The following is a 25120-nucleotide window of genomic DNA, read 5'->3' as shown; positions in this document are numbered from 1 at the left end:
CTCAGTGGATGATCGGGCCGCCGGAGACCTTCAGGATGAAGGCGGCGAGGTCGGCCGAGATGAAGCGGGCGGGGGTGTTGTGTCCGACGTCGCCGGTGTTGAGCAGCTGCACGTCGTTCGTGGTCGCGAGCTTCGTGGCGAGCTTGTCGGCGTGCGCGGTCTTCGGGACGACGGTGTCGCCCGTGGAGCAGACGATGCGCACGGGAACTCCTCGCCAGGCGGAAGCGGGCTGCAGCGCCGGGTCGTACCCGGCGGTCTTCGCCGTGTAGTCGGATCCGTCGGCCGCGAGCCCGTACGCGGCGGTGACCTCGTCCTTCCGGCCCCCGTCGTACCGCTGGCGCAGGTCGTAGGTCGGATCGACCAGGTACAGGCCTGTCACGTTCGGGACGTCCCCGCGGATGAGCGCGTTCTGCGCAGCGATCCCGCCCATGCTGTTGCCGACGAGGATGACGTGGGAGATCGGCGCGATCTCGAGCGCCTTCCGGTAGAGCTCGGCGGCGTCGCTCATCGCGGCCGCCGACCCGTACGAGTCGCCGTGGAAGGCGCTGCGCGCGTAGATCACTCCGGCGGTGTTCTGGATGCCTGCCCATCCCGCGCGGACGTCGAGGCCGGTGTAGGCCCCGACGCCCTCGAAGACGATCACGAGCGGCAGCGGCGTGGCGTCGGTCCGCGACGTCGGGAACGTGAGCCTCGACGGCTGTTCCGTGGACGATGTGAAGTTGTACGGGTTCGCCGGCAGCGCGACACCGTCCGCGTACCGGCCGGCGCCTCGTGCGATCGACGAGAGCAGCGGGGCGAGGGCTGCGTGCGCTCCGACCGCGAGGTCCGACTTCACGGTCAGCCCCACCGGGGAGAAGACCCCTTGTAGGAATGGCACCAGGAGCGGAGCGAGACGCGGCGCCTGCCGCTTCAGGACGAAGTCGGCGACTCCTCCGTCGCTCGAGCGGACGGTGAGGTCAGTCGGCACTCCGTTCGCGTCGGTGACGCTGTAGAGCAGACCGGGTCCTGTCCCGTCGCCGAGGTTGAAGATCCGCAGCATCGCGCGAAGGAACTTCTCGGCGATCGCCGACGGCCCCCCCGTGCTGCGCCGAGCCGAGAGCCAGGTGAGCACTCCCGTCTTGTCGGTGATCGCGACGAGCAGGTCCTCCTCCGTGTCGAGGTACTCGCGGAAGACCCCGGGGTCGGTCTTCCCGACGACGTCGAGATCGTCGATCTTCTCCTCGACCCTGATGTCGACGGCTTCCGACACGATCGTCGAGGTCGCCGGATCTGCGAGGGCCGCTGCGGTCGCCGGAGCGACGCGAGCGTCGATCGCCGATTGAGTGAGCGACCCCTCCTTCTCGATGTTCGCGGCCATCGTGCCGTCTGCGACGGGCTCGAGCTCGCCGAGCCTGGTCATGGTGGTCATGCGGGACTGCCTTTCAGGTAGAGGACAGCTCGGTCGCCCGAGAGGTCGAAGTACACGGGGTAGTCGCGATCCGGAGGTCCGTACCCCCATGCCGTGACGCCCGGAGGCGCTGGCGCGTCGAGGAGGTCCCCGATGGGGCCGCCCTCGTCGGGCACGCGCAGCTTGAACGGCAGGCACTCGTAGGCGGAGGCTTGCCCTGCCACGAGTCGCGAGAGCTCAACGGTCAGCCACACCTCCGGACTGATGGTCGTCGTCGAGAACACCTCGACGGCGAAGGTGCCGCCAGCCTCGACCTGAACCTCGATGGGACGCTTCGACAGCAGGCGACTGTGCCACACGCCCGGACCCGAGGGGACGAAGCGCAGCGACACTTCGTCATCGCCGAGCGGCTCGTTCGTGAGGTCGGTGAGCGTGCCGTAGACGAGTGCCATGGGAAGGTCCTCCGGGACGTAGGGGGTCGGGACAGGTCCCGTCCCGGGGTCCGGCTCGGGGTCAGTGCCCGGGTCGGGGTCGGTGCCGGGGTCCGGGTCGGTGCCGGGGTCCGGGTCGGGATCGGTCCCCGGGTCGGGGTCCGGGTCCGTCCCGGGATCGGGGTCGGGTTCCGGGTCCGTCGGCGCCACGGCGAGGTACGCGGTCGGCGTCCACAGCAGCAGGCCCTCGAGCGCCGCCTCGTAGATCGCGTCGTGGCCGTCGTGACTCGGGTGGAGCATGTCTCCGAGCCGGAGGCTGTAGACGTTCGGCGGATACCAGCGGTCGACGATCGAGCCGGGGATGCCGCCGAACGTGCCGTCGCGTCCGAACTCGTCGAACACGTCCTCCTGCAGCTGCCGGAAGACGTCGAACGCACCCATGTCCGGCTGCGGCGACGGGTACAGCAGGAGCCCGAAGGTCGTCGCCTTCGCGGGCGGCAGCATCAGCGTGAAGGGCATGTCCCGCACGTCGTCCTGCCACACGTGCAGCGAGTCCACGATCAGCGGATCGCCCGGCGCGCCGGTGTGCGTGATGACCACCTTGTGCGGCCCCGGGGCGAGGTCGCGGAAGTGGATCGGCTGCACCGAGTTCTTCGTCTTGTCGGTCCCGGTGAGGCCCTGCGCTGCGGTCGATCGTGCGACGGGCTCGCCGTCGTCGAGTGCCCACGTGTACGCCGACCCGGCGAGGTTCCCGCCGTCGTAGTCGGTGTAGCCGAGCATCGCCAGCGTCGCGCCCGTGCCCGTGAACCGCAGCGTCTCCGTCGACCCGGGGGTCGTGGACTTCCGGGTGGAGCCGGAGTACTGGTTCTCCGACTGGCCCCACGTTCCGGTCTCGCCGGCGGCGCCGGGCAGCACCTTCAATTTCGAGCGGGTGATGCCGAGGATCAGCGACGTCGCGTTCTTGAAGCCGCGCTTGCCGGCCTCGCTGTTCCAGAAGTGGCCGACGTCGTTGCCGCCGGCCGCCTGGATGACGAGCCGGTAGACGTCCGCCAGGAACGCCGAGGTGCCCGCGGTGAGCAGCGCGAGCGCGACGTCGACACGGGTCCGGCCGCCGTTGTGCTGGTTGACGGACGTAGTCCCGAGGCGGCGCGCGAGCTGGTTGGTCCAGAGGTCGAACGCCGTGTAGTCGGGGGTGTTGATCGCGTCGTCCGCGACGACGATGCCCTCGGAGGACCCGATGTTCAGGATCTTCGTCGTGCCGATCGCCGTCTCCCACAGCTGCTCGGGGTCGTCCGGCAGGTTCGGGAGCCCCGGGATGGTGGGGTTCCCGGGCTCCTCGGGCTCGGTCGGGGTCTCCGGGTCCTCGGGGTCGACCGGCGGCCCGACTTCTCCCGCGAGGGTGCGGAAGGTGACGGGCGCGGACGGCGCGCTCTCGGCGGTGTCGGTCTCGAGGGTGGTGAGCGCGAGCACGTACTCCGTCGCCGGGGTGAGCTCGCGCAGCAGCAGCGGCGACTCCTCCGCTGCGACCGCCGGCTCTCCGTTCAGGGAGACCCGGAAGCCGAGCGGAGCGTCCCCGGTCCAGGTCACGAGCGCATCTGTGGCGGAGATGGCGGTGACCTGGACGGCGGCCGGGACCGGCAGCGGCGGGGGCGGCGGGACCGGCAGGCCGTCTCCGACTCCGAAGGGCGACGTTCCGAATGGCTGGGTTCCGAATCCAGCCATCTGCTACACCCAGCTCGAGGTCGGGATCGCCTTGCGGGTGACCCCTGCGTAGCCGGCGGCGTCCGTCTTGAGCAGCGGGATCTTCGTGTCGCCGGTCAGGTTCCGGATCTCCCCGGAGCCTCGGATGATCGTCTTGCCGCTGATCGGGTTCACCCAAGCCGACGGCGTGGTCGTCGCCGACTTCTTCTGCACGACGTCGACGTCGCCCGGGAGGACGAGCGTCGTGATCCCGGCGGTCGCATGGCCGGCGACGCGGATGAGGTCCACGCCGGCGGGCGCCTCCGAGTAGTCGGCGAAGGTGTCCCCGATGAAACCGATCGAGTACGGGATCGGCTTCGTCGGCTTGGGGCCGGGGTCGCCGTCCTTCCAGTAGCCGCCGGGCGCGAGGTCGACCATCGCGAGGGTGTTGTAGCCGAAGATCGGGTCGATGACCCACGTGTCGACGCCGGTGAGGCGCATGCCGACGGTCTTGTAGCGCGAGTCCTTCTTGCCGCGCATCTCGCAGCCGACGTAGATGACGGAGTGGTGCACGGACTCCGCAGCGAGGCCCTGCCGGAAGCCGACCTCCTCGTAGTCGAGCGCACGGCAGAAGAGGTAGCTCGTCCTCGAGTGGACCGGGGTGAGCGGCCAGACCGCGGTCGAGTCCGGGTTGGGGTTCCCCTGGGGGACGGTGAATCCTGCGGTCGCGTCGTTGAAGCCGTTGCGGCCGCCGATGGTCGTGCAGTGGACGAACCACGTGTTCGAGCCGCGCGTCTGACCGGCCGAGCCGCCCGCGTCCTTCTCGCCGAGGGTGAGCACGTTGGTCCAGGTGCAGCCCTTGAAGAAGACGCTGTCGCAGCCGTGGTGCGTGTCGCCGCCCGGCCCGTACGTGTTGAAGGTGAGGTGGTTCTCGACGGAGACGAAGCGCTGGATGCCGTGACGCAGCGTGTCGTCCGCCGCCGAGAGGAACATCGAGTTCCCGGTGGGGTTGGTGGTGAAGCCGTGCCGGACGTTGTGCGAGACGCATCCGAGGACCGAGAAGTTCTGCGTGGTCCCCTCGACCTCGACGTGGTAGCCGAAGCCGCCCTCGGTGGTCGCGTCGTTGGGCAGCGCCTCGGCGACCGAGTTGGCGATCGTCCCGCCGAATCCGGACGCGATGCGGTAGCCGTTCCGGTAGCCGTTCTTGAAGACGTCGCCGACGTGGTGCTCGTACACGGCGCCGCGGATGTCGACCGCCGCGCCGCGGACCTTGTCGACGCCGTTCGGGTCGCCGATCGTGTCGAACGTGAGGTTCTCGGTCCGGCTGATCAGGTTCGAGAAGTAGTCGCCGACGGGGAACAGGGGGCGGGGGGTGTAGCCGCCCTGAGAGCCGCCGAGCTTGCGCAGCGTGACCTCGACGGCGACCTTCGACCAGTCGTAGAGAGTCGTGCCCTTCGAGACGACCTGGCCGGCGGCCGCGATCTTCCCGACGATGGTCGTTCCGCGGAGGAGGTTCTCGCCCACCTGGAACGAGCTGACGGTGCCATTCGATGCGACACCCGGCACGACGCGCCGCGTCGAGATCCGCATGTTCTTCGAGCCGTTGAGGTCCTCGCCCGCGGCCTCGAGCTTCATCGTCGCGCCGGAGGTCTGGCCCTTGACGACGTCGTTCTCGGCGAGCGTGGCGGATCCGCCGCTGATGAGGTACGTGACGCCGAGGATCGGAATCGCCTCGGCCATGACGGCCTTGCCCGCGGCGAGCGGCGTGTCACCGCTCGAGAGCAGGTCGTGCACGACGGAGCCGGGGAGGCTCCACGAGAAGAAGCCGGAGGTCGCGGTACTCGTCTCAGACTTCTTCGCGCCAGAGGCGACGATCTGCCAGGCCATGTCCGCGGCGAACTTGGGGATGTCGGCCTGCGGGACGTCGAAGAAGTTGACGCCGTGGCGGTTCGACGCGCCGACCGACTTCGTGGCGAAGCCGCTGACCACGACGCCGGCAGACGGCGCGATGATCTGGCGGAGGATCGTGCCGCCCTCACCGATGAATCCTCCGCCGCCCACGGAGACGACGTGCATGTTCCGGTCATCGAAGTTGCCGGTCTTCGTCGTGTCCTTGAGCTTGTAGACCGCCGGGACGATGACGCCCTTCTTCTGCGCGTGCGCCGCGGCCGCGAGCGGGCCGATGTCGTTCTCCCACGGCGCCGCCGGGTCCCACTTCTTGAGGCCCCACTTCGGGTCGGCGGCGTTGAGGTAGCCGACGGACTGCTCCGCGACACCGCCCGCCATCAGCTCGAGGACCGTCTGGCGGAGGGAGTCGTACGCCTCGCGCCAGTTGGTGCTGTTCAGCGCGGGCGTCGGCATCGGTTCGGTGTAGGCCACGGCGGGTCTCCAATCAGGGGTCGGCGATCACGCCGGGCATGCGAAAGCCCCCGCCGGGAGTGGCGGGGGCCGGGGTGGAGCTCAGAGCGGGTGGTGCTATTCGGCGCGGTGGTCGGGTCCGGGCCGCACGTCGAGCCCGGTGAGGATCAGCTGGCCCGCCTCGTTCACGGCGACTCCGCGCGCTGCTCGGGTGGAGGGTGCGTTGGGGACGACGGCGATGCCGATCGCGAGGAAGGCTGCGATGATCGCGCCGGCCCAGTCGTCGAAGGTGATCGCCGCCCACTGGTTCCATCCGACGAGTACGGAGAACGGGACGACGAGCGCCTGCAGCCCGGCGAGGCCGAACGCGGCCGCCGTCTTGATGGCGGTGCCCGTCAGGAAGAAGACGGGGAGGAGGGTGATCGCCTGGATGAGCAGCTGCAGCCCCTCGACGGGGACGATGCCGCCGCCGAGCGATGCGCGGATGGATGCGAAGAGGGTGACGGCGATCACGAGGATCGCCTTCGTCGCCTCCTGCGGAGTCTTGGGGATGAGGGCCACGGTGGGCTCGGAGTTGGTCACGGGGTCTCCTTGAGTGGTGTGGGGGTGGTGCTGGCGGGCAGGGCCTCGATGGCGGGCCAGGGTGGGATCTCGGTGGCGCCGAGCTCGGCGAGGAGGCGGCGCAGGTGTCCGGCGTGCTCTTCGATGCGACGGCGGTTGCGGTCGGAGATCTCGGCGCGCTGGTACTCGCGGTCGCGCTGCGCGACCAGGTCGTTCTTGCGGTGGGACTCGCGGGCGGACATGCCGTTGCGGATCTTGAGGTAGATGGAGACGCCGCGGGAGCTGAATGCTCCGATGCCGCCGGCGCCGAGGATGGCGACGATGAGAGGGACGAGGTTGTCGTCGGTCAGCACTCGTTGCCCCCTACTCGTGCCGCGGTGCGACGTTCTGCGTTCGCCTCCGCAGTGCGTCGGTCAGTCGGTCGGTGAGGTCTTGGTGGCTGGGGTCCGTGCCGAAGATCTGCAGCTCGACGTAGCGGCGCAGCAGACCGAGGAAGGCGGCGAGGACGAGGACTGTGGCGACGGCCGCGGTGACGGACTCGAGCGCTGTGCTGCCGAGGATCACGACGTAGATCGCGACTCCGAACATGCCGGCGGGCCCGGCGGGCACCTCGAGCACCCAGAAGCGCGTGATGCGGCCGAGGGCGCCGAGCCCGCCTCCGACCAGGAGCAGCGACGCCCAGACGCCGATGAGCCACTCGAAGCCGCGCAGCTCCGTGGTGACGCTGTCGGGGGTGAACGCGAGCGCATAGATCCCGCCCGTCAGCACGGCGAGGTACGCGACGATGTCGATCCACCGGATGATCGCCTCCGCGCGCCGGCGGCGGCTCTCCGGGATGGGGTTCCGGTCCATCGGCTCAGGACGCCAGGCTCGCGGCGAGCGTGGACGGGATGGCCGCGAAGTCGTCCTTGAGGGCCTGGTCGACCTTCTCGGCGATCAGGTCCGTCAGCGCCTGCGGGTCGACGCCCTGCGCGAGGGCGAGCGTCTGCACGGCGGCGGTGAGCGCGGTGATGCGCGCGTCGACTCCGCCGAGGATGACGCGGGTGTGGTCGGCGAGGATGCCCATGGTCACGGGCTGCGGCTCGCCCTTCTCGTTGACCATGACGGTCGAGGGGAACGGCTGGTCGCGCGAGCCGGCGGCGGCGACCTTCGCGGCCTCGGCGGCCGCGGTGACGTGGACGAAGAGGTGGTTGAGCAGGGTGCTGATGTAGACCTTCTGCTTGCCCCCTCGGAGGTCGTCGATCTCGATGATGTCGGACAGCTGCATGTCGTACTCCTCAGGGGGTGCGGTGACGGTGGTGGCCCCGCCGCCGGTGGCGGCGAGGTAGAGGGCGGGGTCGACCTGGCGGCCGTTCTTGCGGAGCTCCTGGTGGCAGTGGACGTACTTCGTGCCCGTGTTGCCCATGACGCCGATCTCTTCGGCCTGCGCGACCTGGTCGCCGACCTTCGCGAGGAACTCGGCGAGGTGGGCGATGAGGGTCTCCCAGTGGTCGCCGTTCTCGTCGTAGCCGTGGTCGATGACGATGCGGTTCCCGTAGGTCCCGTACCAGCCGGCGACGGTGACCGTCCCGGCGGCGGGTGCGACGATGCGGAGGTCGTCCTTGGTCGCGTTGCCGTGGCCCCAGTCGGTGCCGCCGTGCGTCTTCACGTTCGCGCCCGGGACGTTCTTCGCGCCGAAGGGGCTGGTCATGCGGCCGCGGGCCGCCTTGATGATGCGCATGCGCGTCTCCTAGAGGTCGAGGGTCACGTGGCAGACCGGAACAGGCGCCCGGTCGCAGGGTCGACCTGCAAGTCGCCGGAGCCTGTGTCGGTGCGAGACAGGCGGTCGCTGGCACTCGCGCCGACGTTGCCGGCGCCGTTCGCGCTGCGGAAGAAGCGGCCGTCGACGGTGATCGAGAGATTCCCGCCGCCCGGGTCCCCGGGGTCGTTCGGGTTCTCACCCGGGGCCTCGCCGTCGTCGCCTGAGTCGGGCCAGTCGCCGGCGAGCGCCGCGCGGATCGCTGGCTCCGGGTCCATCAGCCCGTCGGTGATGCCCTGCCAGATGCCGTCGCTCGTGCCGTAGGTGTCGTGGGAGTGGGAGCCGGACCAGAGGGAGCCTGTGAAGTCGCCGCTCTTGGCGGCGTAGCCGATGACGTCGCCGGGGTCGACGTGCTGACCGACGGCGACGGTGATGCCCCAGAGGTGCGCCCAGGCGGTGCGCTTGTCGGAGTCGTCGATGCGGATGCCGACGACGGGGCCGAGGCCGCCGGTGCTGCTGACGACGTAGACGGTGCCGGACGCCCAGACGGGGATGGCCTGGCGGGGCGCGGCGGCGATGTCGAGGCCGCGGTGTCCGAACGATGAGTAGTAGGGGCCCTGCTCGCGGAAGCGGTTGCGGAAGTTGGATGGGTCGTAGAACGCCCGCCAGTTCGCCGTTGCCATCAGCTGTCAGGCAGGTTCCGGAAGTAGATCCCGTCGCTCTTGAGCTCGATCCACGGGCCGGCCGCGCCCGCGGGTGACACGATCTGGATGCCGTCGTTGGTCATCGTGATCGTTCCGCCGCCGCCGCCGATCTGCAGGCCGTTCTCGTTGAGCTGCACGTAGGTCGCCCAGGCGCGGAGTTCGACGGGGACGCCGAACGCGACGAGCTTGCCCTTGCCGTCCTCGAAGAGGACCCGCATGGAGTAGTTCGCGTCGCCCTCCTGCGAGACGATGACGCTGCCACCGCCCTTGACGTGCATGGTGCCGGTGACGTCGACCTTGCCCTGCAGCTGCACGGGACCGTCCCAGTCGATCGTCCCGTCGCCGTTCAGGGTGCCGGTGACGTTGAGGGTGCCGTAGACCTTCTGCGAGCCCTGACCGGCACCATCCCCGTCCGCCTTGCCGACGACGAGCCCCTCGGGGGAGGTGATCTCGAGAGCGCCGCGCGACACGGACGAGAAGCCGATCGGGGCCTGCGACTGCAGGGAGCGGATCGCGTCCCAGAGGCGCTCAAGTTCGCCGCGGTCGATGTCGGACACCTTCATGGGCTACCTCCGCTGCACGGTGAGGGGGACGGCTTCGGTGAGGTCCCAGCGGTACGCGATGACGTGGTGCTGGTGCCCGCCCGCCGGGGAGTCAGGGATGATCGGGTCGCGCTGCACGTGGATCGCGATCGTCGATCCGAGGCGCAGCTCGGCGAGGCCAGGCAGGCCGGGACTCGTCGGGGTCGCGCGCATCGTGTACGCCCACTGCTCGACGGGCTCGCGGGTCGTCGCGAGGTCGGAGGTGGCGTGCTGGTTGAGGACCGCCTGGTCGTCGATGTCCTTGTAGGAGTCGGCGCGGTCGCGGATCAGCGCGGTCGACCCGGGTCGGCTGTAAGCGAACCCGACGCGCATGGACTCCTCCGACCCCTTCCCGACTGCCATGGAGCCGGTGCGGAGGTCCTGGCCGTTCAGGCGGTAGAGGACGCCGGTGAGGGCGCTCTCGGGTGCGTCGATGTCGAACTCGAACGCGCCGCCGCTCAGGCGAGGCGTGCCGGCGCGGACGACCCACTCGATGCCGCCGTCGGGACGGTAGCGGGGCTCGAAGTCGACGTCCGGGCCGTCCTCGAGGTTCTGGATCTCCGTGAATGCCTTCTCCGCGGACCACATCTCGTAGAACCACCAGGTGCGGTCGATCGGCCCGGGGCCGTCGTCGGGGAGGACGATGGGCAGGTCCCAGTTGCCGCCGCGCCCCTGCGTCGAGGCGGAGAGGATCGCGCGGAGCGTCGCGGCGTGGCTGCGGGCGATGACCGAGCGGGTGCCGTTGCGGTAGCTGGTCTCGTCGACCGGGTACAGGTAGCGGTTGGAGAGGAAGTCGCGGACGCACACCGACCGCAACGCGAGGGTGCGCGCGGCGCGGTCCCACGGTTCGACGTCGCGGATGTAGCCGGCGTACTTCGCGACACCGTTCCACGCGGCGACGATGATGCGGTCCCAGAGGGGGAAGACCAGCGGCTTCCAGTCGACGCCCGCCTCGAGGTGGAAGCCGTGCGAGCCCTGCCCGACACCGTTCAGGACCCGGTCACCGGACGACGAGGTCGGTCGCACGTCGGCGAGCCGGTCGCCGGTATGGCCGTTGTGGATGCTGTGCGTCCAGACCACGGCTGCCTCCTAGATGTAGGTGTCCGTCAGATAGGTGCGCAGCACGGCGAGGTTTGTCGCGGAGTGCTTGAACCGCTGGCCTGGCGCGATCGTCCACTGGTCAGGCCGCGGCATCCCCCCGAGGACGACCGTGCCGTCGCTGCGCAGCGTCGAGTCGCGCAGGTCGATCGAGTGCACCTCGCCGACCGCGCACGGGCGGGTCACGGTGATGCTGCGACCCTCAGGGCCGTTGATCGTGTATCCCGCGGGGAGCACACCCTCGACCTCGAAGCGCGGGATCGCCGGGAAGTTCCCGCGGTGGAACGCGGCGGTCTGCTCGAACTCACGCTCCTCGCCGTACTTGCGCGGGTCGGGGTAGCGGAGCTGGATCTGCCACCGCGCGAGGCAGCTGTCCTCGCCGAGGACCTCGAAGCGAGGCACCGCGGTCGCGAGCTTCCCGCGCGCCCACTGGGTCCCCTTCTCGCGTTCGACGGAGACGATCTTCGACGCGCCCGAGGAGACGATGCCGGTGAGGTGCTCGCCGAGGCGCGCGGTCTCCCCGGGTGTGGGTGCGACTGCCCAGCCGGAGAACGACGTCACGCGGGCGCCGAGGTACGACGGGAGGTCGTACTCGCCGTGCTGCCCGTCGCGGTTGACGGACGTGAAGCGGACGTCGACGTCGCCGTCCCAGCCGGTAAAGCCGCCGGGCTCGAGGAAGAAGCCCTCCCTGAGCCCGACACCGCTCCCTTGGATGCGGAGCCCGTTGACGGTGATGGTCATCATCAGCGGACACTCCTCAGCGCGTAGGTCAGCTGGTCTTTCGCGACGCGCGCGATCTCGGCAGCGGAGGTGCCGTCGCCGCCGTGGATGTTCTGCGTCACGTTCGGACCGCCGGGACCGCCCGACCCGGGCTCGAGGTCGGCCTGGTCGACAGCGCTCGTGCGCGCGAGCGCGTCCGAGTAGGCGACGGTCGGCGCGAGAGTGCCGCTCTCGGGGACCGAGAGCAGTGCGTCCATGCGGTCGTCGACGACGCCCTGGCTCGCTTCGAGGCCGCCGGCGAACTGGTCGCCGATGGCCTCGCCTGCGGTGCGGAGCCCGGTCCAGCCGGAGCCGGAGAACGGGCCGCGCTTCGCGGGGGAGTGGGGGAAGAAGTCGGCGACTCCGCCCATCAGGTCGCCGACGACGTCGCCGATGTTCGCGGCGGCGCTGACGAGACCGTCGACGAACATCTGCCAGACGGCGCCGCCCGCGTCCAGGAGCCACTGGCCGAGCGCGTCGAAAGCGGCGCCGATCATGTCGGGCAGGCCTTCGAAGAACGCGACCAGGTCGTCGCCGGCGGTGCCCGCGCCGGTCACGAGCTCGACGAAGAACGAGATCGCCTGGACGATCCAGCCGATGACCGCGGCGAGGACGGAGATCACGATGCCGAGGGCCCACGCGAGCCCGTCGACGAGCGGTCCGATGAGGGCGAGGATCGGCACGAGGAGCGCGGTGAGGAGCGCGATCAGTGGAGTGAGCAGCGCGCCGACGAGCTGAATGATCGGCTCGAGGAGCGGCAGCAGGGCCGCGACGAGACCGAGCAGGGGCTCGAGCAGCGGTAGGACCGCGAGGAGCAGCTGGCCGATGAACCCGGCGAGGAGCGCCACGAGGGGGGCGACGGTGAGAAGCACCTGGCCGAGGGTCTCGCCGAGGGTGGTCGCGATCGAGAGGACGATCGGGATCAGCATGACGAGTGCGGCGCCGAGCTGTCCCACGAGCATCTCGACGAGCGGACCGAGGATCGCGAGCAGCGGCGGCAGGATCGTCGTGAGGAGCTGGGCGAACACGGTCACGAGCTGCGCGAGGACCGTCGCGATGACGGGGATCACGGGCAGCAGTGCCGAGAAGGCGCCGGTGAGGGCGCCGATGAGGACCTCGGCGATGGGCTGCAGGATCGTCATCAGGGTCGAGAGGACCGTGACGAGCAGCCCGCCGACGCTCGCGGCGAGCCCGCCGAACGCGGACATCAGCGCGGGGAGGATCGGCTGGATGGCCTGCAGGATCAGCGACAGCGGCGAGAACGACGTCCACAGGTCGAGGACGGTTCCGGCGAGCGGGCCGATCGCGCCGAAGAGGTCGATCGCGCCGTCGCGGACTCCGAGGAGGAGACCGACGATCGGCGCGTCTTCCTCGACGTCGAACGCCTTGCGGAAGCCGGAGGTGAAGTCGCCGCCGACGACGAGGTCGTAGATGCCGACGATGCCGCCGCGGAGGTCCTGCAGGAACGTGACCAGGCCGGTCTCGTCCTCGGTCTGCAGCGCCGCGGCGAGGCCGCCGTCCGCTTCGCCGTTGCGGATGATCGAGAAGAGGTCGGTGGCTACCTCGATGCCCTGCTCGAAGCCGGACGCGATCTTCGGCCCGAGCTCGATCGACTTGTCGGCGAGGTAGCCCATGCCGTTGCCGGCGAGGTTGAAGACGGCGGTGCCGAGCGGCTCGAGCGCGAGGAGGCCGTTGTTCTTGACGATCTGCCAGGACTCGCCGAAGTCGGCGGTCGCCTTGCCGACGCCGAGGATCGTGTCCTCGGTGGTGCCCGCGGCGCCCATGAGGTCGTCGAGGTTGATCTTCCCGGACTGGATGGCGCCGACGAACTGAGCGGCGCCCTTCGTGCCGAAGACCTTCCCGGCGAGGTCGAGGGCGCCCGCGGTGTTGCCGGTGTCGACGAACGACTGGATCTCGCCGGTGACGCGCTTGAACGCGGCCTGCGGCTCCTCGCCGTCCTTCGCGAGGGTGACCATGCCCTTCGACATGGATCCGAGCACGGCGGTCGCGTTCAGGCCCGCCTTGTCGAGCGTGCCCATGAGGGCGACGGACTCGCCGAACCCGAAGCCCATGTTCTGCAGCGCGGGCGCGACGGTCTGCACGCCGGAGGCGAGCTCGTTCATGCCGACGCCGGTGGCCTGCGACACCCGGAACAGGTCGTCCATGCCGCCCTCGACGGCGGCGCCCTCGATGCGGAACGCGGAGAAGGCGGCCGTCGTCTGCTGGACGTCGACTTCCTCGTCGAGAATGCGGCCGGCCTCGAGGTACTGCTTCGCGACGGTCTGCAGCGTGTCGCCGGAGAGACCGAGACGGGTGTTGAGGTCGGAGACGGTGGAGCCCGCGGCCTCGAAGCTGGTCGGGATCGACGTCGCGACGCGCTTCGCGTCCTCCTCGAGCCCAGCGAGTGCTTCGCCGGTCGCGCCGGTGCCGACCCGGATCGTGTCGGAGACCTCGTCGAAGACGGAGCCCGCCTTGTAGAACCCGGCGAACGCGGCGCCGAGAGTCGCGCCGACGGCGGCGACCGGCAGGGCGCCCTTGAGCGCCCCGCCGAATCGGTTCCCCGCCTCCTTGCCGCCGGCGTCTCCGGCGATCCCCGCTTCCTTCGTGATCGCGGCCGCAATGACGCCCTGAGCGCCTTGCATCGACGGAACGAGTGCAAGGTAGGCGGTGGCGAGTTCGACGGTGTCAGCCACGTTCACCGCCTCTCAGGGGGTCAGGGGGTCCGCGGTGTGTAGCCGAGGAGCCGGTCCATCGCCTCGAGCGAGAGGACGGTGGTGCCGATGCGGCGGTGCGACTTCGGCCGGGGGATCGGCTTGGGCTTGCCGCCCTTGCCGCCGCCGCGCTGCCAGTTGCCCGCGCCGAGGCGATCGGCGACGACGGCGAGCAGCTGCACGGTCATGTCCCACTCGGCGACCTCGCCGTGCACGGACCGGTAGTAGGCCGAGCCGCGGGGCGAGTGGCGCATGATCGCGCGCAGGTCGAGCCACGAGAGCTCCGGGGTGCCGAGCAGGTCGATGGATCGGCCGGCCATGTAGAGGTCGTAGCGGAGGGCCTCCCCGTGCTCGGCTAGCTGGCGGTGGAGGCCGACGATTCCCCCGGCGTGATCCCGGAGGCCTCCGCCCACGCCTCGTAGAGCGCGGTGAGCTGCTCGAGCGACTCGAACTTCTCGAACGTGTCGGGGAGGTAGTGCTCCATCAGCAGCCGGACGATGTCGGCCTTCGCGCTGCCGTTGATCTGCAGGACCAGCGCGGGCTTCACGAACTGCAGCTTCGGGAGCGAGTGGGTGGTCTTGGTGTCGCCGGGCATCTTGAACTCGAAGCGGTTCTGCTTGATCGACGCCTTGGACGCGGGGACGGTGAACATGGGGACCTCCGTGGGATGGGTGGGACCGCGGGTGTGGAAGCCGACCGGGCAGGGTCCCGTCTGCCCGGTCGGCGATCGTGGGGCGAGGGTCAGGCGGCGACCTTGATGCCGTCGTCGGAGAGCTCGCGGTAGAAGCCGCCGAGCTCGTCGTCGAAGTAGGCGGTGAGAGTCACCTGTCGCAGCGCGGCGCCGGACGTGTTGTAGGAGGTGTCGCCGGTCGCGGTGACCTGCGCGTCCGGGACCTCGATGGAGATGACGGCGTCGCCGTCGGCCATGTCGAAGATCCACGCGAGGCGGGGCGACTCCTTGCCGGAGACGGTGACGATCATCTGCTCGCCGTGCTCGGCGGTCGCGGGGGTGACTACGACCGCGTCGTCGCCGTAGATCGCCTTCGCGGCGTCAGCGTTGAGGTACTCGAGGAACGCGAACGAGAACTCGACCTCGAAGCCGGTCTGCGTGCGCTTCACGACGAGGCCCGACCACTCCTTGATGGTCGTCACGTCGCGGTTCTCGGTCTTCGAGAGACCGTCCTCGGACACGTACCCGTTGGCGGAGTAGCCGGCGGGGACGCCGCTCTTCGGGTCGGTGCGTCCGGTGGTGCCGGCGGGGGCGGTGAGGACGCCTCCGGTGACCTTGGACTTGCCGGAGATCACCTTGCCTGCGGTGTTCGTCATGGGTGGCCCCTTTCTGGGCAGCACGAGGTGACCGTCCGGAGACGGTCGAGGGGGTGGGTGGGACCGTTCCGCGCCGGGTGGCGGGGAGTCAGAGGGCTGTGCGGCGGGCGGCGATCGCGTAGGTCGCGGTCGCGCGCGCGACTTCGGGCAGCAGCGGGTCGGGGAGGAAGTCGGGCGTGGATTCGACGTCGACGCGGCGGACAGTGACCTCGCCGATGCGACCAGCGCGGCCCGCAGCAAGGAGGATCGCGTCGTTCTGCAGCGCGAGCTTCATGGCGGCGTCCTCGGTGGAGGCGTAGGCCTCGACGGTGACTCGATGGACGACGGTGACGAGGTCCTCATCGAAGCCGCCGACGGGGCGGACGCGGGTGAAGATCTTCGGCCGCGGCGAGGGGATGCGGCCGTAGGCGGGGGCGCCGGTGCGCGCGGAGTGCGTGTCGAGGTGCTGGTAGACGGCGGCGCGGGTGTCGGGTGCGACGAGGATCTCGGGCTCGGCCACGGTCACCTCCCGGCGTCGAGCGCGCGGGTGAGCGCGCGGTCCTCGGCTTCGGCCTTCCGCCCCTCGCGGGAGGTGGTGATGACGTAGGCACCGGCACGGTTGCGGCCGACGGCCTCGAGAACGGTGAAGTCCTCGTCGGAACCGGCGGCGGCGCGGATCGCGTCGGCGCGGCGCTTGAGCTCGGCCTGCACCTCGGGGCCCTTGAGGATCGCGGCGGCACCCGCGGAGTTCATCTCGACGCGAACCTTCCCGGCCATCAGCCCTCCCATCGCTGGATCGTGAGCTGCGTGTGAGTGAGCGCGCCGGTGGGTGAGGGGATGGTGAGAACGTCGCCGAGGACCTCGTACTCGATGCCGCGGTACTTGACGTGGTCGTCTGCGCGGATGTCGGCGTCCGGGGGAGCAGCGACGGTCCAGCCGGTAAAGACGGCGGCGCGGCCGTCGGTGTTCTCGGCGGAGCGTGCGGGCTCGAGCCAGCAGCCGGAGATGGTCGTCTCGGTCGGGTTGTCGCGGTCGGCGACCTCGACGCCGCCGTCGGTGACGCGCGGGTAGCGGATCCGGGTGATGGTCTCGCGAGCGAAGCTGGGGAGCATCAGTACCTCGCGATCGCGTAGGCGTCGACAGTGGCCTGCTCGTTCTCGAGGATCACGTTGCCGCCCGCGACGCCGGGGGCGGTCGCGGAGTTGACGATGGAGGCGCTGAGCGTCTGCTCGCGGACGACTCCGGTGCGCGCTGTGAGCGCGCGGGAGGCCATCTGCATGCAGAGCGTCTCGAGGTCGGCAGGCACGGCGGAGAAGCCGTGGCGGAATGTGGCCACGACGGCGCCCGGAGTGGTGGACCAGGTGCGTCCGTGGATCTGCCCGTCGACGGTTTCGTCGTCGTCCTGCGCGACGTCGTAGCTGAGGCGGGAGACGGGGATGGAGACGCCGCTGTCGACGATCGAGACGAGCTCGAGCAGGTGCAGCGTGGGCAGCCATGCCGTGCCGTCGCGGCGGATGCGCAGTGTGCGCGTGTCCTCGCGTGTGGTGGCGATGTGCCAGCCAGCGCGGTTGCGGATCTTCTTCGTCGCGGAGGCGAGCTCGCGACGGACGTCCGGGTCGTCTGCGGCGAACACTCCTTGCCCGCGGGCGACGAGGTCGGCCGGGAGGACGAAGAGCGTCCCGCCCGCTTCCTCCTCCTGGCCGGCCACTACTTCGTCTCGACCTTGGGGCGGCTGGTCTTCTTCGGCGCCGCGGCGGGCTCGGGCGCTGTGACCGGCTTGGTCTCGACCTCGGAGAGCCAAGAGACCGTGGTGGTCACGGGGCCGCCTGTGTCGTGCTCGACGACGACGGGCTGGTCGAGGTGGGCGACGGAGGTGGTTCCCGGGGGAATGTGCGCGACAGCGCCGGTCGAGCGGTTGTCGGCGGGGAGCTCGGTGACGACGGGCGCGCCGTCGAAGGGCGCCGCGCCGGTGCTCTTGGGGACGGTGACTTCGGGGGCAACGGTGAGGGCCACGGTGGTCTCCTTCGGTGAGGTGTGAGGGGTGGGGCGCCGGCGAGTGGCCGGCGCCCCGTGGGTGGCGAGGTCAGCCGTTGAGGGCGGTGACCAGGCCGAAGGCGCCCGGGCGGTAGACCGCGAGGGCGAGGCGCTCCTCGGCGCGGAGCGCGGTGAGGTTCTTCTGGAAGTAGTCGGCGTGCGAGTTGCTCGCCTCGACGGTGATGCCGCCCTTCCGGAAGATCTGGCCGCCCTGCGCGAAGGCGCCGACGAGCGCGGTGCTCGCGGCGATCGCGGGGGTGCTGACGACGCGCTTGCCCCAGAGCGACGGGGTCGCCTCGGTGACGAACGGGCCCTGCGAGTAGTACGCGCCCTGCGCGTTCTTCGAGAGGGCGATGCCCTCCCAGCCGAGCGGGTCGATGACGACCGCGTCGGGCTCGAGGAACTGCGTGGTGCGGATGCGCGTGATCTGGCGGTAGATCGCGTCCATCGCGTTGTCGTCCGCAGCCGACGGCGCCGCACCGCGAGCGATCGGCGTCGCGAGGCCGGGGCGGTTGAGCAGGCCGACGAGGTTCGCGCCGGTGCCGTCACCCGAGAGCAGCTGCGCCTCCTCGGCGAGCTTGACGAACAGGATCAGGCGGGCGTCGATGTACGAGCGCGCCTGCGCCCAGTCCTCGAGCATCTCGTCGGAGATGGGCAGGAAGGTCGCGATCTTGTGCAGGACCTCGTCGACCTTCGTGAACGCGAGGGTCGACTCGGGCTTCACGCCGCCCTCGGGCACGGCGGCCGCGCCGTTGGTGACGACGGACTCGACGAGGTAGCGGATCAGCGGCGAGGTGGTCGTGCCGCCCGGGAACAGGTCGGAGATCGTGAGCGTGCGGAAGCGCTGCTCGACGACACCGGCCTGGACGGCGGGCTGGTTGGTGACCTGGTAACCACCGGCCGGGGCGCCGGCGGTGCCCTGCAGCAGGGGCGCCTTCACCTCGACATCGCTGGTGGTCCAGTTGCCCTTGAGGCCGCGCTCGATCAGGCTCTTGTAGCCCTGCGAGTTGACGAACTGGTGGCCGATCGACTCGGCGACCGCGGACTTGCGGTCCTCGGAGCTGGCGTCGTCGAGTGAGCCGCCGGCACCGGCGAAGCGCTTGCGCGCGCCGTCGATGTACTCGAGCTCCTGGACCTCGGTGGTCCACTTCTTGATGTCCGCCTCGAGCGGGTCGAGCGCGGCCTTCTGGTCCGCGAACGACTTGTAGGTCCCGTCGGTGTTCTCGGCGACGGCGAGCGCCTTCTGGGAGAGCTCGCGGACCTTGTCCTGGGCGTCCTTCAGCTTGGTCATGGGTTACTCCTCCGGAGTGGTGATGGTGGCGAGTGCGAGCCGCGCGCGGATGCTGGCGGCCTTGTTGGCGAGGTACTCGGCTTCATCGCCGGAGGAGGACGAGGGGGCGCCGGCGGCGGGCTCGGTCGAGCCGGCGGCGGGGGCCTTCTGTTCTCCGTCGGGGGATGCTTTCGCCTCTGATTCCTCAGGGTCCGGCGTGAGAACTTCCGTCACGCCCGCGGCCGTGCGCTCACCGGTGAGGGTGATCGTCGTGCCGTCGTCGGTGTAGCTCTGTCGCCAGAGCTGGGTCTCGTAGGTGTCTCGGTCCTCGGACTCGAAGACAAGCTCGCCCGCGCCGTCGCCGGCCGGGATCGTGCCGCGCAGCCATGCCCACGAGCCGGGGTAGGCGGCGCGCAGCGCGGCGCGGGCGCGGTCCTGGATCGCCTCGAGGCTGCCCGCGATGCTCTTCGTCTCGCGGTGCCCGAACGCCTTGCCCTCGGGCTTGGCGGCGCCGAGCGCGAGAGCGGCGTCGAGGATCGCCTGGATGAGCTCGGAGTCGGCCGCGCTGTTGCGCGCGCCAGCCTTCGCCGCGATCGACTTCGACGTCAGCACGAGCGCCTCGCGGTTGGACGGCACGGCGACGAAGGCGCCGTTGAGCAGCTCGCGGGTGGACTTGGCGTCGGGCCCCTTGCCCTCCTTCGTCGACATGAACGCGACGGAGGTGGTGCGGATGTGCTGCTCGTTGACGAGGGTGCGGACCTCCTGCGCGCGGGCGAGCGAGCTGTAGGTGCCGCGCACGATGAGGTTGCCCGTCTCCTCGTCGAGCTCCGGCTTGCCGGATCCGACCGTGGTCGCGACGGACATGCCGTGGTCCTGGTCGAAGGTGATGTGCTCGGGCAGCGGCTGCTTCCACTCTCCGGGGAGGAGGGTGTCGCCGTCGCGGTCGAGGGTGGGCGCGGAGAGGATCACCTCGAACTCGCCGGGGAACGCGTCGTCCGGTCCGGTGTTGGTGATCGTGGCGTCCTTGCGGATGACGTTCATGAGGCTCCTCAGGTGACGTTGATGGTGATGCCGCACATGCAGCCGGCGACCTCGTCCGCGCCGCCCGCGGGATCGCCGGGTGCGTTCATGCCGTTCGAGAACAGCTCGTCGATGCCGACGGTCTCGCCGTCCATCGCGGCGTGAGCCGAGCGGGGGTTCCCGGACTCGGTGTTCCAGGTCTTCGTGACCTGCTTGTCGAGCTGCTGCCCCGCCTGCTGCCCGGCGACGATCGCCGCGAAGCCCATGACGCTGGCGACGCGCGAGGTCGCGATCTCGGTCGCGCGTGTCGACGTCTGCCCCTCATCGAAGAGCCGGCCGAGCGTGTCGGCCGGGTCGTCGTCGTCCTCGAGGCTGTCGAGTGCGGCGTCGATCTGGTCGGCCGTCGTGCGGTTGATGCGCTTCGCGGAGTCCGTGGCGTCGGAGTCGATCCAGCCCTGCACGGTGCTCGGGTCGTAGGTCGCGCCGAGAGACGCGGCGGTGGCGCCGCCGGCGACCTTCGCGGTCGCCGTGGACAGCGAGCCGAGGATCTCGGCGAGCGGCTCGTCCCAGTCGGCCGGGTCGAAGACGCCGGACGCCTTCGACGAGGCCGCCGAGACGACCGAGTCGCGTTGGATCTCGAAGAAGCTCTCGAGCTGGTCGACGTGCTCGGTGACGAGCTTGTCGCGCGCCGCGGTCTTCTTCGCCTTGACGCGGCCGCGGCGCCCGGCTGCCGATCGGGCCTCGCGGGTGTGCTCGATGGCGCGTTGCACCGGAGTGGGGATCAGGGTCCCGTCCGTCGCGACCTGCTGGCCGCCGGGCTGACGAGGCTGCTGCGCCGCGACCGCCGAGAGGGGCAGGAGCGCGGCGTTCGCGAACAGCTGGTCGGCCTCGTCGCCCGCGCGGGGCAGGCCGAACATCGGCCGCGCCTCCGACGGCTTCACGACGCCGGTCTGGATGAGGCTGGTGACGGCGGTGGCGCGCGTCTCGAAGTCCCCGCGGAGGACCTCGTCCATGTTGAACTTCGTGAAGACGTCCCGGTCGGGGTAGAAGTCGGGGACGAGCTGGCTGTCGACGACCGACTCGAACTTCTCGAACCGCGGCGCCATCGTGTCGCGGTACATCGACCGCAGCTGCTCGGTGATGTTCGAGAAGGTCGCCTTGTCGAGGATGTGCACGACCGGCGGCGGGACGTCGTAGGCCGAGCACACCTCCTCGCGGTTGAGCTTGCGGCCCTCGATGTACTGCATCTCCTCGGCGGAGAGCTGCACGGTGGTCGGCTCCATCGCCTCCTCGACGACGAGCACGCGGCCCATGTTGTCGGCGCCGGAGAGGTCGCCCTCGATCTGCTTGCGCAGGCGGGTAACCGCGGCGTCGGAGAGGTTCTTGGGGTGCTTGAGCACGAGCGAGGGGCGGGCGCCGTTGCGCCACCAGGCGGCGTTCGCGCGGCGGGACGCGTCCTCGTTGAGGAGCGTCATGCGCAGGCCCTCGAGGTTCGAGAGGCCGCGCCGGATGTTGTCGGGGTTGTAGTTCTTGAACACGACGACGTCTGCGGCCGGCCACTCGATCGGCTGACCGGACGCGTTCACCGCGGACCCGTACCGGTAGATCAGCTCGCCGCGCTCGTTGCGGTGCGCAGTGATGTTCGTCGGGTGGACCGGGTGCAGCTCGCGCACGCGTCCGTCGGTGCCGCGCAGCTTGAGCCAGAACGCCTCGCCGTAGATGTCGTACGTCGACGACGTCCACTCCCACAGATCGAAGCCGGACATGTGCTCGTTCGGCGACGCGAGCAGCGCGGAGAGGTTCCCGGCCTCGGGCTCCTGCTCGGTGCCCTCGAGCTGGCGCTTCACGTCGAAGGGGTTGCGAGCGGTCGCCATGGCCAGCTTGCGGATGACGATGCCAACCCAGAGCTGCTCGCTGTAGATCTTCCCGAAGGCGGTCATCTGGCCCAGGCCGGCACCGCTGGCGTAGTAGCTGCCCTGGTTGAACATCGGAGTCAGGTCGCCGAGCGCGGAGGTCGGCACGGAGACGAGGGCGCCGTTGGAGATGATCACTCGGGCCTCCTCGTCACTTCGTCTGCTGCATGTAGGCGATGCCCAGCCGGGGCAGCCAGAGGCGACCCTCGACGGGGACCCGGTCGCCGTTGGGCGCGAGCGCGAAAGCGTTCGCGAGGATCACGTGCGTGTCGTCGGCCTCGACGAGGACCCCGTCGAAGGTCTCCTCGCTGAGGAGGGTGACGACGATGCTCGAGCGCAGCTGGCTCCGGATAAGCCGGTCGGGGTGGGCCATGGTGTGCTCCTCGCAGGTCAGAGCGCGATCAGGCCGCGCTCCTCGTAGACAGATGGGCCGGCGGTCGGGTGCGCTCGCATGAGCCAGTGGGCGCCGATGACGCCCATGAGTGGCGAGGCGTCGCCGGGCGAGTTGACGCGGTCGGGGACGTAGACGTCGCCGAGCTTCTTGACGACGGCCGGGCCGGCGGCGACGTCGAGGACCGGCTGGTCGCGGTGCCACGCCTTGCAGTTGTGCACGGCGTTGAGGAGCATGCCGGTGCCGATGCCGAGGTCAGGGCCCTGCCACTCGGTGAGTTCGAAGCCGGCGGCCTCGAGCTCGGGGATCAGCGAGGACGCGGGGGCTCCCCGGCTCTGCAGCGTGATGCCGCCGATCGGGAACTTGCGGTCCGGTGAGGTCAGCCAGGGCACGAGCCAGTCGGTGCCCGGCCGGGACTTCATCACGCCGACGTGCGCGTCGCCGTCATCACGCTCGGCGGCGAAGGCGATGTGCGTCCACTCGAGATTGTGCGAGACCTCGATGCAGAGGTAGACCGGCGTCTCGGGACTCGCGCGCTTCGACAGCGGATCACGCTGTCTCGCCCACGTACCGATGTGGAACGGGCCGCCGCTGCTGTCGTCGGGGAACCGATTCATCACCTCGGCGAGGAACACCGGAGCGGGGTCGGTGCTGTAGTCGCCCGCGAGCGTGTCCGCCTCGATGGTGTAGCCAAGGGACGGATTGCCGTACGCCCACGTCGCCGGATCGTCCGCAGGAGCCCCGTCAGGCGGGGACCACCAGAAGAGCCCGATCGACGTCGACGCGTCCCCCGCCTCGATCGCGTCCATCGCCTGCTTGTGCAGGTGCCGCTGCACGACGGCGTCGAGGGCGCCCGTGTTGCCGGCCGCGAGGATCTGAGCTCGGCGCCGCGCGTTCGTCGTCTTCGACAGGGCGGACCAGGAGGAGAACGTCTTGTGCTTCAGGATCTCGTCGATGAAGACGAAGTCGAACGTGAGCCCTCGGCCGCCGTTGTCGGCGGAGTCGACCCAGTAGGACTGCTCGCCGGTGAGCTCGAACCACAGCTCGCCGTTCGTGCCGGACTCGCGCGCGAACTCCTGCTTCAGCCGAGGCACCGCGGCGATGATCTTCTTCGCCTGCTTCCACGGCTTCTTCGCCGTCGCCAGCTTCTGCGCGACGCCGAGCACCTGGGCGTCACCGTCCATGAACATCCGGAAGAGGATCATGATCGCGGCGACGAAGGTCTTACCGTTCTGGCGCGCGACCCACAGCAGGAGCAGCTTGAAGCGGTAGGAGCCGTTCGGGTTCAGCTCGAGCGCGTGGATCAGGAACCAGCGTTCCCACGGCAGTAGCGGCGGGACGAGCTCCTCGTCCTTCGTCCCGACGACCTGGTCGTGCAGGTACTCCGCGAACTTGATCGCCGCGAAGCCGGCCGACGTCTGCGGCGTCAGCTTCCGCCGAGGCGGCGTGAAGACGCGCGGGATCTCGTGACCGAGGACCGGCTTGCCGCTACGAGCTCCTCCGGTCACTCTGTGTACCTCCGCTATAGAAGTCCCGACGCATCTCGTCGAGCGGGTCCACCTCGCGAGCGCGGGAGGCGTCGCGCAGCTGCGACCGCATGTCGACGTAGAGCTTCATCAGCCCGGCGCGCTGCGGGACGTTCGCGGGCTCGTCCAGGTCGCGTGCCAGGAGCAGCAGCGCCGACGCGAAGTCGAGCGCCGACTCGGGGACATCGAGGCGCGCGATCAGCTGCTGAGCCGCCTCGGTCAGTGTCGCCGGGACTGGTCCAGCAGGCGGCGAGTGTGGGACAGATGTCCCACCTCGTGTCCCACTCTGTGTCCCACCATTCGGACGTTTCGGCGCATCGATCTCCGTGACCGTCGCAAGCTGCCCCGTGCCCTTGTTCGCCGCGCGCTGCTTGGCCTTCCGCTCTCGATCGCGGACTCGTCGCTGCTCCGGAGTCATCGGCATGAGAGCCACCTCCTCGAGGTGGAACGGGCGGGACAGGTGGGACAACAGTGCTGGGAGGGGGACAGATCACTGCCGGTGGAGGTCTTCGTGCAATTGAGCCAGAGATTTTCGAGGCCCTGCCCCCGAGTCGCGTCACCAGACTTCGGACGGATCACCGAGCCCGGGCCGCTGATCTCCGGCGCCCTTGTTCTTGTTGCAGCGTGCGTGGCTCGGCTGCCCGTTCGCGGGATCGTCGGCCAGCTCGGGGTAGGCGATGCGCGACTTCTTGTGGTCGTAGGCGAAGGACTGCGGGTCTCGCCAGTCGAGCGTCGTGTCGATCGGTTCGCCGCAGATGGCGCACGGCAGGTTGTGCTCGCGCGTCATCTTCTTGAGGTCGGCGCGGTTCTTCCGGTGGGCGGCGGTGGTGCGGCCGGGGATGCCTGCTGCCACGCATGCCTCCAAGGGGCTTTCATACGGCTACCTGAAGGACAGCGGACGTGCGCCCCTACGATTGCGTCGTGTCTGAAACGTTGATCCTCGGCTTGTTCTCTACCGTCTTCACCGCCATCTGCGTGCTGCTCAAGGGGGTGCTCGACGAAAAAGCAAGAGCCAAGGAGCGGAGTGAGCAGTTGGCCGACCGGCAGGCCGAGCGGAAAGTTGCTGAAGACACTGCTGCGGAGGAGGTTCGGCAGCGCGCCGAGGAACGCCGCGAGACAAACAACGAGCTAGAGAAACTGCGGACCGTCGCGCGCGCGGAACGGGAGCGCGCCGAGGTTTACGCCGATGGCAAAGCAGTGGCGAACGACCTCCTGAGAGCCCTTACCGATCTGCAGAGCGCATGGCGGCCGGATACGTCGAGGTCCGGAACCTATGACTACGAGCCGGAAATTTCTGCTCGGATCAGGAATTACGGTCTCCTGGTCCCCAATGCGGACGTACGCGAGACCGTCGAGCAAGCGATGGACGTGATTGACCACGTGTGGGTGGCAGATCAACTCGGGGAGCTCGAAGCGAAGAAGGAACAACGACGGGTCCTGAAGGCTCTCATGCGCGAGGTCGCTGCCTTCATCCGTCGGGACAGCCAAGATCCGACTCTTCTCGCTGACCTGAAGACGACGAACAAGTTGATCGCCGAGACGGTGACGGAGCTTGACGAGCCTTCCTGAGCGCCGAATGTGTTGACGCGCTCGCCACCGTCAATGACCCTGCGACCGGTTCGGCGAGGTGAAGCGCGGGTCGTGGGGCTCTAC

The 25120-nt window shown here is 69.7% G+C and carries 28 protein-coding genes; 1 reads left to right on the top strand and 27 read right to left on the bottom strand.

Annotation, left to right across the window (positions count from 1 at the left end):
- Nucleotide 1: 1 nt before the first annotated feature.
- The 27 genes from LRG51_RS02150 to LRG51_RS02020 form a co-directional block, all read right to left on the bottom strand.
- Nucleotides 2–1408 (bottom strand): alpha/beta fold hydrolase, encoded by a 1407-nt coding sequence (locus tag LRG51_RS02150; RefSeq protein ID WP_230670805.1) that lies wholly within the window; start codon nucleotides 1406–1408, stop codon nucleotides 2–4.
- Nucleotides 1405–3540: a hypothetical protein gene (locus LRG51_RS02145; protein WP_230670803.1), complete on the bottom strand. Its 2136-nt coding sequence runs from the start codon at nucleotides 3538–3540 to the stop codon at nucleotides 1405–1407. The genes LRG51_RS02150 and LRG51_RS02145 overlap by 4 nt, the downstream gene beginning before the upstream one ends.
- A 3-nt stretch (nucleotides 3541–3543) precedes the next feature.
- On the bottom strand, nucleotides 3544–5877 hold the full coding sequence (locus LRG51_RS02140; RefSeq protein WP_230670800.1) for a hypothetical protein: 2334 nt from the start codon (nucleotides 5875–5877) through the stop codon (nucleotides 3544–3546).
- A 96-nt stretch (nucleotides 5878–5973) separates the two neighbouring features.
- The gene (locus tag LRG51_RS02135) at nucleotides 5974–6438 is read right to left on the bottom strand and encodes a hypothetical protein (RefSeq protein WP_230670797.1); all 465 of its coding nucleotides are present in this window, start codon (nucleotides 6436–6438) and stop codon (nucleotides 5974–5976) included.
- Nucleotides 6435–6770 carry a hypothetical protein gene (locus LRG51_RS02130; protein ID WP_230670795.1) on the bottom strand — a complete coding sequence of 112 codons (336 nt, stop codon included), beginning with the start codon at nucleotides 6768–6770 and terminating at the stop codon, nucleotides 6435–6437. Before LRG51_RS02130 ends, LRG51_RS02135 begins: the two co-directional genes overlap by 4 nt.
- Nucleotides 6771–6780: 10 nt before the next feature.
- Nucleotides 6781–7269 (bottom strand): hypothetical protein, encoded by a 489-nt coding sequence (locus LRG51_RS02125; protein WP_230670792.1) that lies wholly within the window; start codon nucleotides 7267–7269, stop codon nucleotides 6781–6783.
- Nucleotides 7270–7273: 4 nt separating this feature from the next.
- Nucleotides 7274–8137: a M23 family metallopeptidase gene (locus LRG51_RS02120; RefSeq protein WP_230670789.1), complete on the bottom strand. Its 864-nt coding sequence runs from the start codon at nucleotides 8135–8137 to the stop codon at nucleotides 7274–7276.
- Nucleotides 8138–8160: 23 nt separating this feature from the next.
- Nucleotides 8161–8838 (bottom strand): M23 family metallopeptidase, encoded by a 678-nt coding sequence (locus LRG51_RS02115; RefSeq protein ID WP_230670786.1) that lies wholly within the window; start codon nucleotides 8836–8838, stop codon nucleotides 8161–8163.
- Nucleotides 8838–9422, bottom strand: a complete 585-nt coding sequence (locus tag LRG51_RS02110) for a hypothetical protein (RefSeq protein ID WP_230670782.1) — start codon at nucleotides 9420–9422, stop codon at nucleotides 8838–8840. Before LRG51_RS02110 ends, LRG51_RS02115 begins: the two co-directional genes overlap by 1 nt.
- A gap of 3 nt (nucleotides 9423–9425) precedes the next feature.
- Nucleotides 9426–10520 (bottom strand): hypothetical protein, encoded by a 1095-nt coding sequence (locus LRG51_RS02105; RefSeq protein WP_230670779.1) that lies wholly within the window; start codon nucleotides 10518–10520, stop codon nucleotides 9426–9428.
- Between the two features lie 9 nt (nucleotides 10521–10529).
- A complete protein-coding gene (locus LRG51_RS02100) occupies nucleotides 10530–11282 on the bottom strand; it encodes a hypothetical protein (protein ID WP_230670776.1) in 753 nt (250 codons plus the stop codon).
- Nucleotides 11282–13990: a phage tail tape measure protein gene (locus tag LRG51_RS02095; protein ID WP_230670774.1), complete on the bottom strand. Its 2709-nt coding sequence runs from the start codon at nucleotides 13988–13990 to the stop codon at nucleotides 11282–11284. The genes LRG51_RS02100 and LRG51_RS02095 overlap by 1 nt, the downstream gene beginning before the upstream one ends.
- A 20-nt stretch (nucleotides 13991–14010) precedes the next feature.
- On the bottom strand, nucleotides 14011–14328 hold the full coding sequence (locus LRG51_RS02090) for a hypothetical protein (protein WP_230670771.1): 318 nt from the start codon (nucleotides 14326–14328) through the stop codon (nucleotides 14011–14013).
- 35 nt (nucleotides 14329–14363) lie between these two features.
- On the bottom strand, nucleotides 14364–14660 hold the full coding sequence (locus LRG51_RS02085; RefSeq protein ID WP_230670768.1) for a hypothetical protein: 297 nt from the start codon (nucleotides 14658–14660) through the stop codon (nucleotides 14364–14366).
- 89 nt (nucleotides 14661–14749) lie between these two features.
- Nucleotides 14750–15334, bottom strand: a complete 585-nt coding sequence (locus tag LRG51_RS02080; protein ID WP_230670765.1) for a phage tail tube protein — start codon at nucleotides 15332–15334, stop codon at nucleotides 14750–14752.
- Between the two features lie 88 nt (nucleotides 15335–15422).
- Nucleotides 15423–15833, bottom strand: a complete 411-nt coding sequence (locus LRG51_RS02075; protein ID WP_230670762.1) for a hypothetical protein — start codon at nucleotides 15831–15833, stop codon at nucleotides 15423–15425.
- Between the two features lie 2 nt (nucleotides 15834–15835).
- Nucleotides 15836–16090 carry a hypothetical protein gene (locus LRG51_RS02070; RefSeq protein WP_230670759.1) on the bottom strand — a complete coding sequence of 85 codons (255 nt, stop codon included), beginning with the start codon at nucleotides 16088–16090 and terminating at the stop codon, nucleotides 15836–15838.
- Nucleotides 16090–16425: a hypothetical protein gene (locus LRG51_RS02065; protein ID WP_230670757.1), complete on the bottom strand. Its 336-nt coding sequence runs from the start codon at nucleotides 16423–16425 to the stop codon at nucleotides 16090–16092. Before LRG51_RS02065 ends, LRG51_RS02070 begins: the two co-directional genes overlap by 1 nt.
- On the bottom strand, nucleotides 16425–17021 hold the full coding sequence (locus tag LRG51_RS02060) for a hypothetical protein (protein WP_230670755.1): 597 nt from the start codon (nucleotides 17019–17021) through the stop codon (nucleotides 16425–16427). Before LRG51_RS02060 ends, LRG51_RS02065 begins: the two co-directional genes overlap by 1 nt.
- Entirely contained in the window at nucleotides 17021–17326 is a 306-nt protein-coding gene (locus LRG51_RS02055; protein WP_077223405.1) for a hypothetical protein, read from the bottom strand. Before LRG51_RS02055 ends, LRG51_RS02060 begins: the two co-directional genes overlap by 1 nt.
- Nucleotides 17327–17396: 70 nt before the next feature.
- Nucleotides 17397–18638, bottom strand: coding sequence for a phage major capsid protein (locus LRG51_RS02050; RefSeq protein WP_230670752.1), 1242 nt, complete (start codon nucleotides 18636–18638; stop codon nucleotides 17397–17399).
- 3 nt (nucleotides 18639–18641) lie between these two features.
- A complete protein-coding gene (locus LRG51_RS02045; protein WP_230670749.1) occupies nucleotides 18642–19658 on the bottom strand; it encodes a hypothetical protein in 1017 nt (338 codons plus the stop codon).
- Nucleotides 19659–19666: 8 nt separating this feature from the next.
- Nucleotides 19667–21688, bottom strand: coding sequence for a phage portal protein (locus LRG51_RS02040; RefSeq protein WP_230670745.1), 2022 nt, complete (start codon nucleotides 21686–21688; stop codon nucleotides 19667–19669).
- A 13-nt stretch (nucleotides 21689–21701) separates the two neighbouring features.
- Nucleotides 21702–21923, bottom strand: a complete 222-nt coding sequence (locus tag LRG51_RS02035; RefSeq protein WP_230670742.1) for a hypothetical protein — start codon at nucleotides 21921–21923, stop codon at nucleotides 21702–21704.
- A 17-nt stretch (nucleotides 21924–21940) separates the two neighbouring features.
- Nucleotides 21941–23449, bottom strand: coding sequence for a terminase large subunit (locus LRG51_RS02030; RefSeq protein WP_230670739.1), 1509 nt, complete (start codon nucleotides 23447–23449; stop codon nucleotides 21941–21943).
- A complete protein-coding gene (locus LRG51_RS02025; protein WP_230670736.1) occupies nucleotides 23430–23891 on the bottom strand; it encodes a hypothetical protein in 462 nt (153 codons plus the stop codon). The genes LRG51_RS02030 and LRG51_RS02025 overlap by 20 nt, the downstream gene beginning before the upstream one ends.
- Nucleotides 23892–24023: 132 nt before the next feature.
- Nucleotides 24024–24320: an HNH endonuclease signature motif containing protein gene (locus tag LRG51_RS02020; RefSeq protein ID WP_230670733.1), complete on the bottom strand. Its 297-nt coding sequence runs from the start codon at nucleotides 24318–24320 to the stop codon at nucleotides 24024–24026.
- Nucleotides 24321–24388: 68 nt separating this feature from the next.
- On the opposite strand from LRG51_RS02020, the gene LRG51_RS02015 reads away from it, so the two are divergent.
- Nucleotides 24389–25036 (top strand): hypothetical protein, encoded by a 648-nt coding sequence (locus tag LRG51_RS02015; protein WP_230670731.1) that lies wholly within the window; start codon nucleotides 24389–24391, stop codon nucleotides 25034–25036.
- Nucleotides 25037–25120 lie beyond the last annotated feature (84 nt).

This window comes from Rathayibacter sp. Leaf248 (assembly GCF_920939495.1).
Lineage (GTDB): Bacteria > Actinomycetota > Actinomycetes > Actinomycetales > Microbacteriaceae > Rathayibacter > Rathayibacter caricis.
Note: the sequence above shows the minus strand (reverse complement) of the source record. Positions and strands in the feature narration are given on the sequence as shown.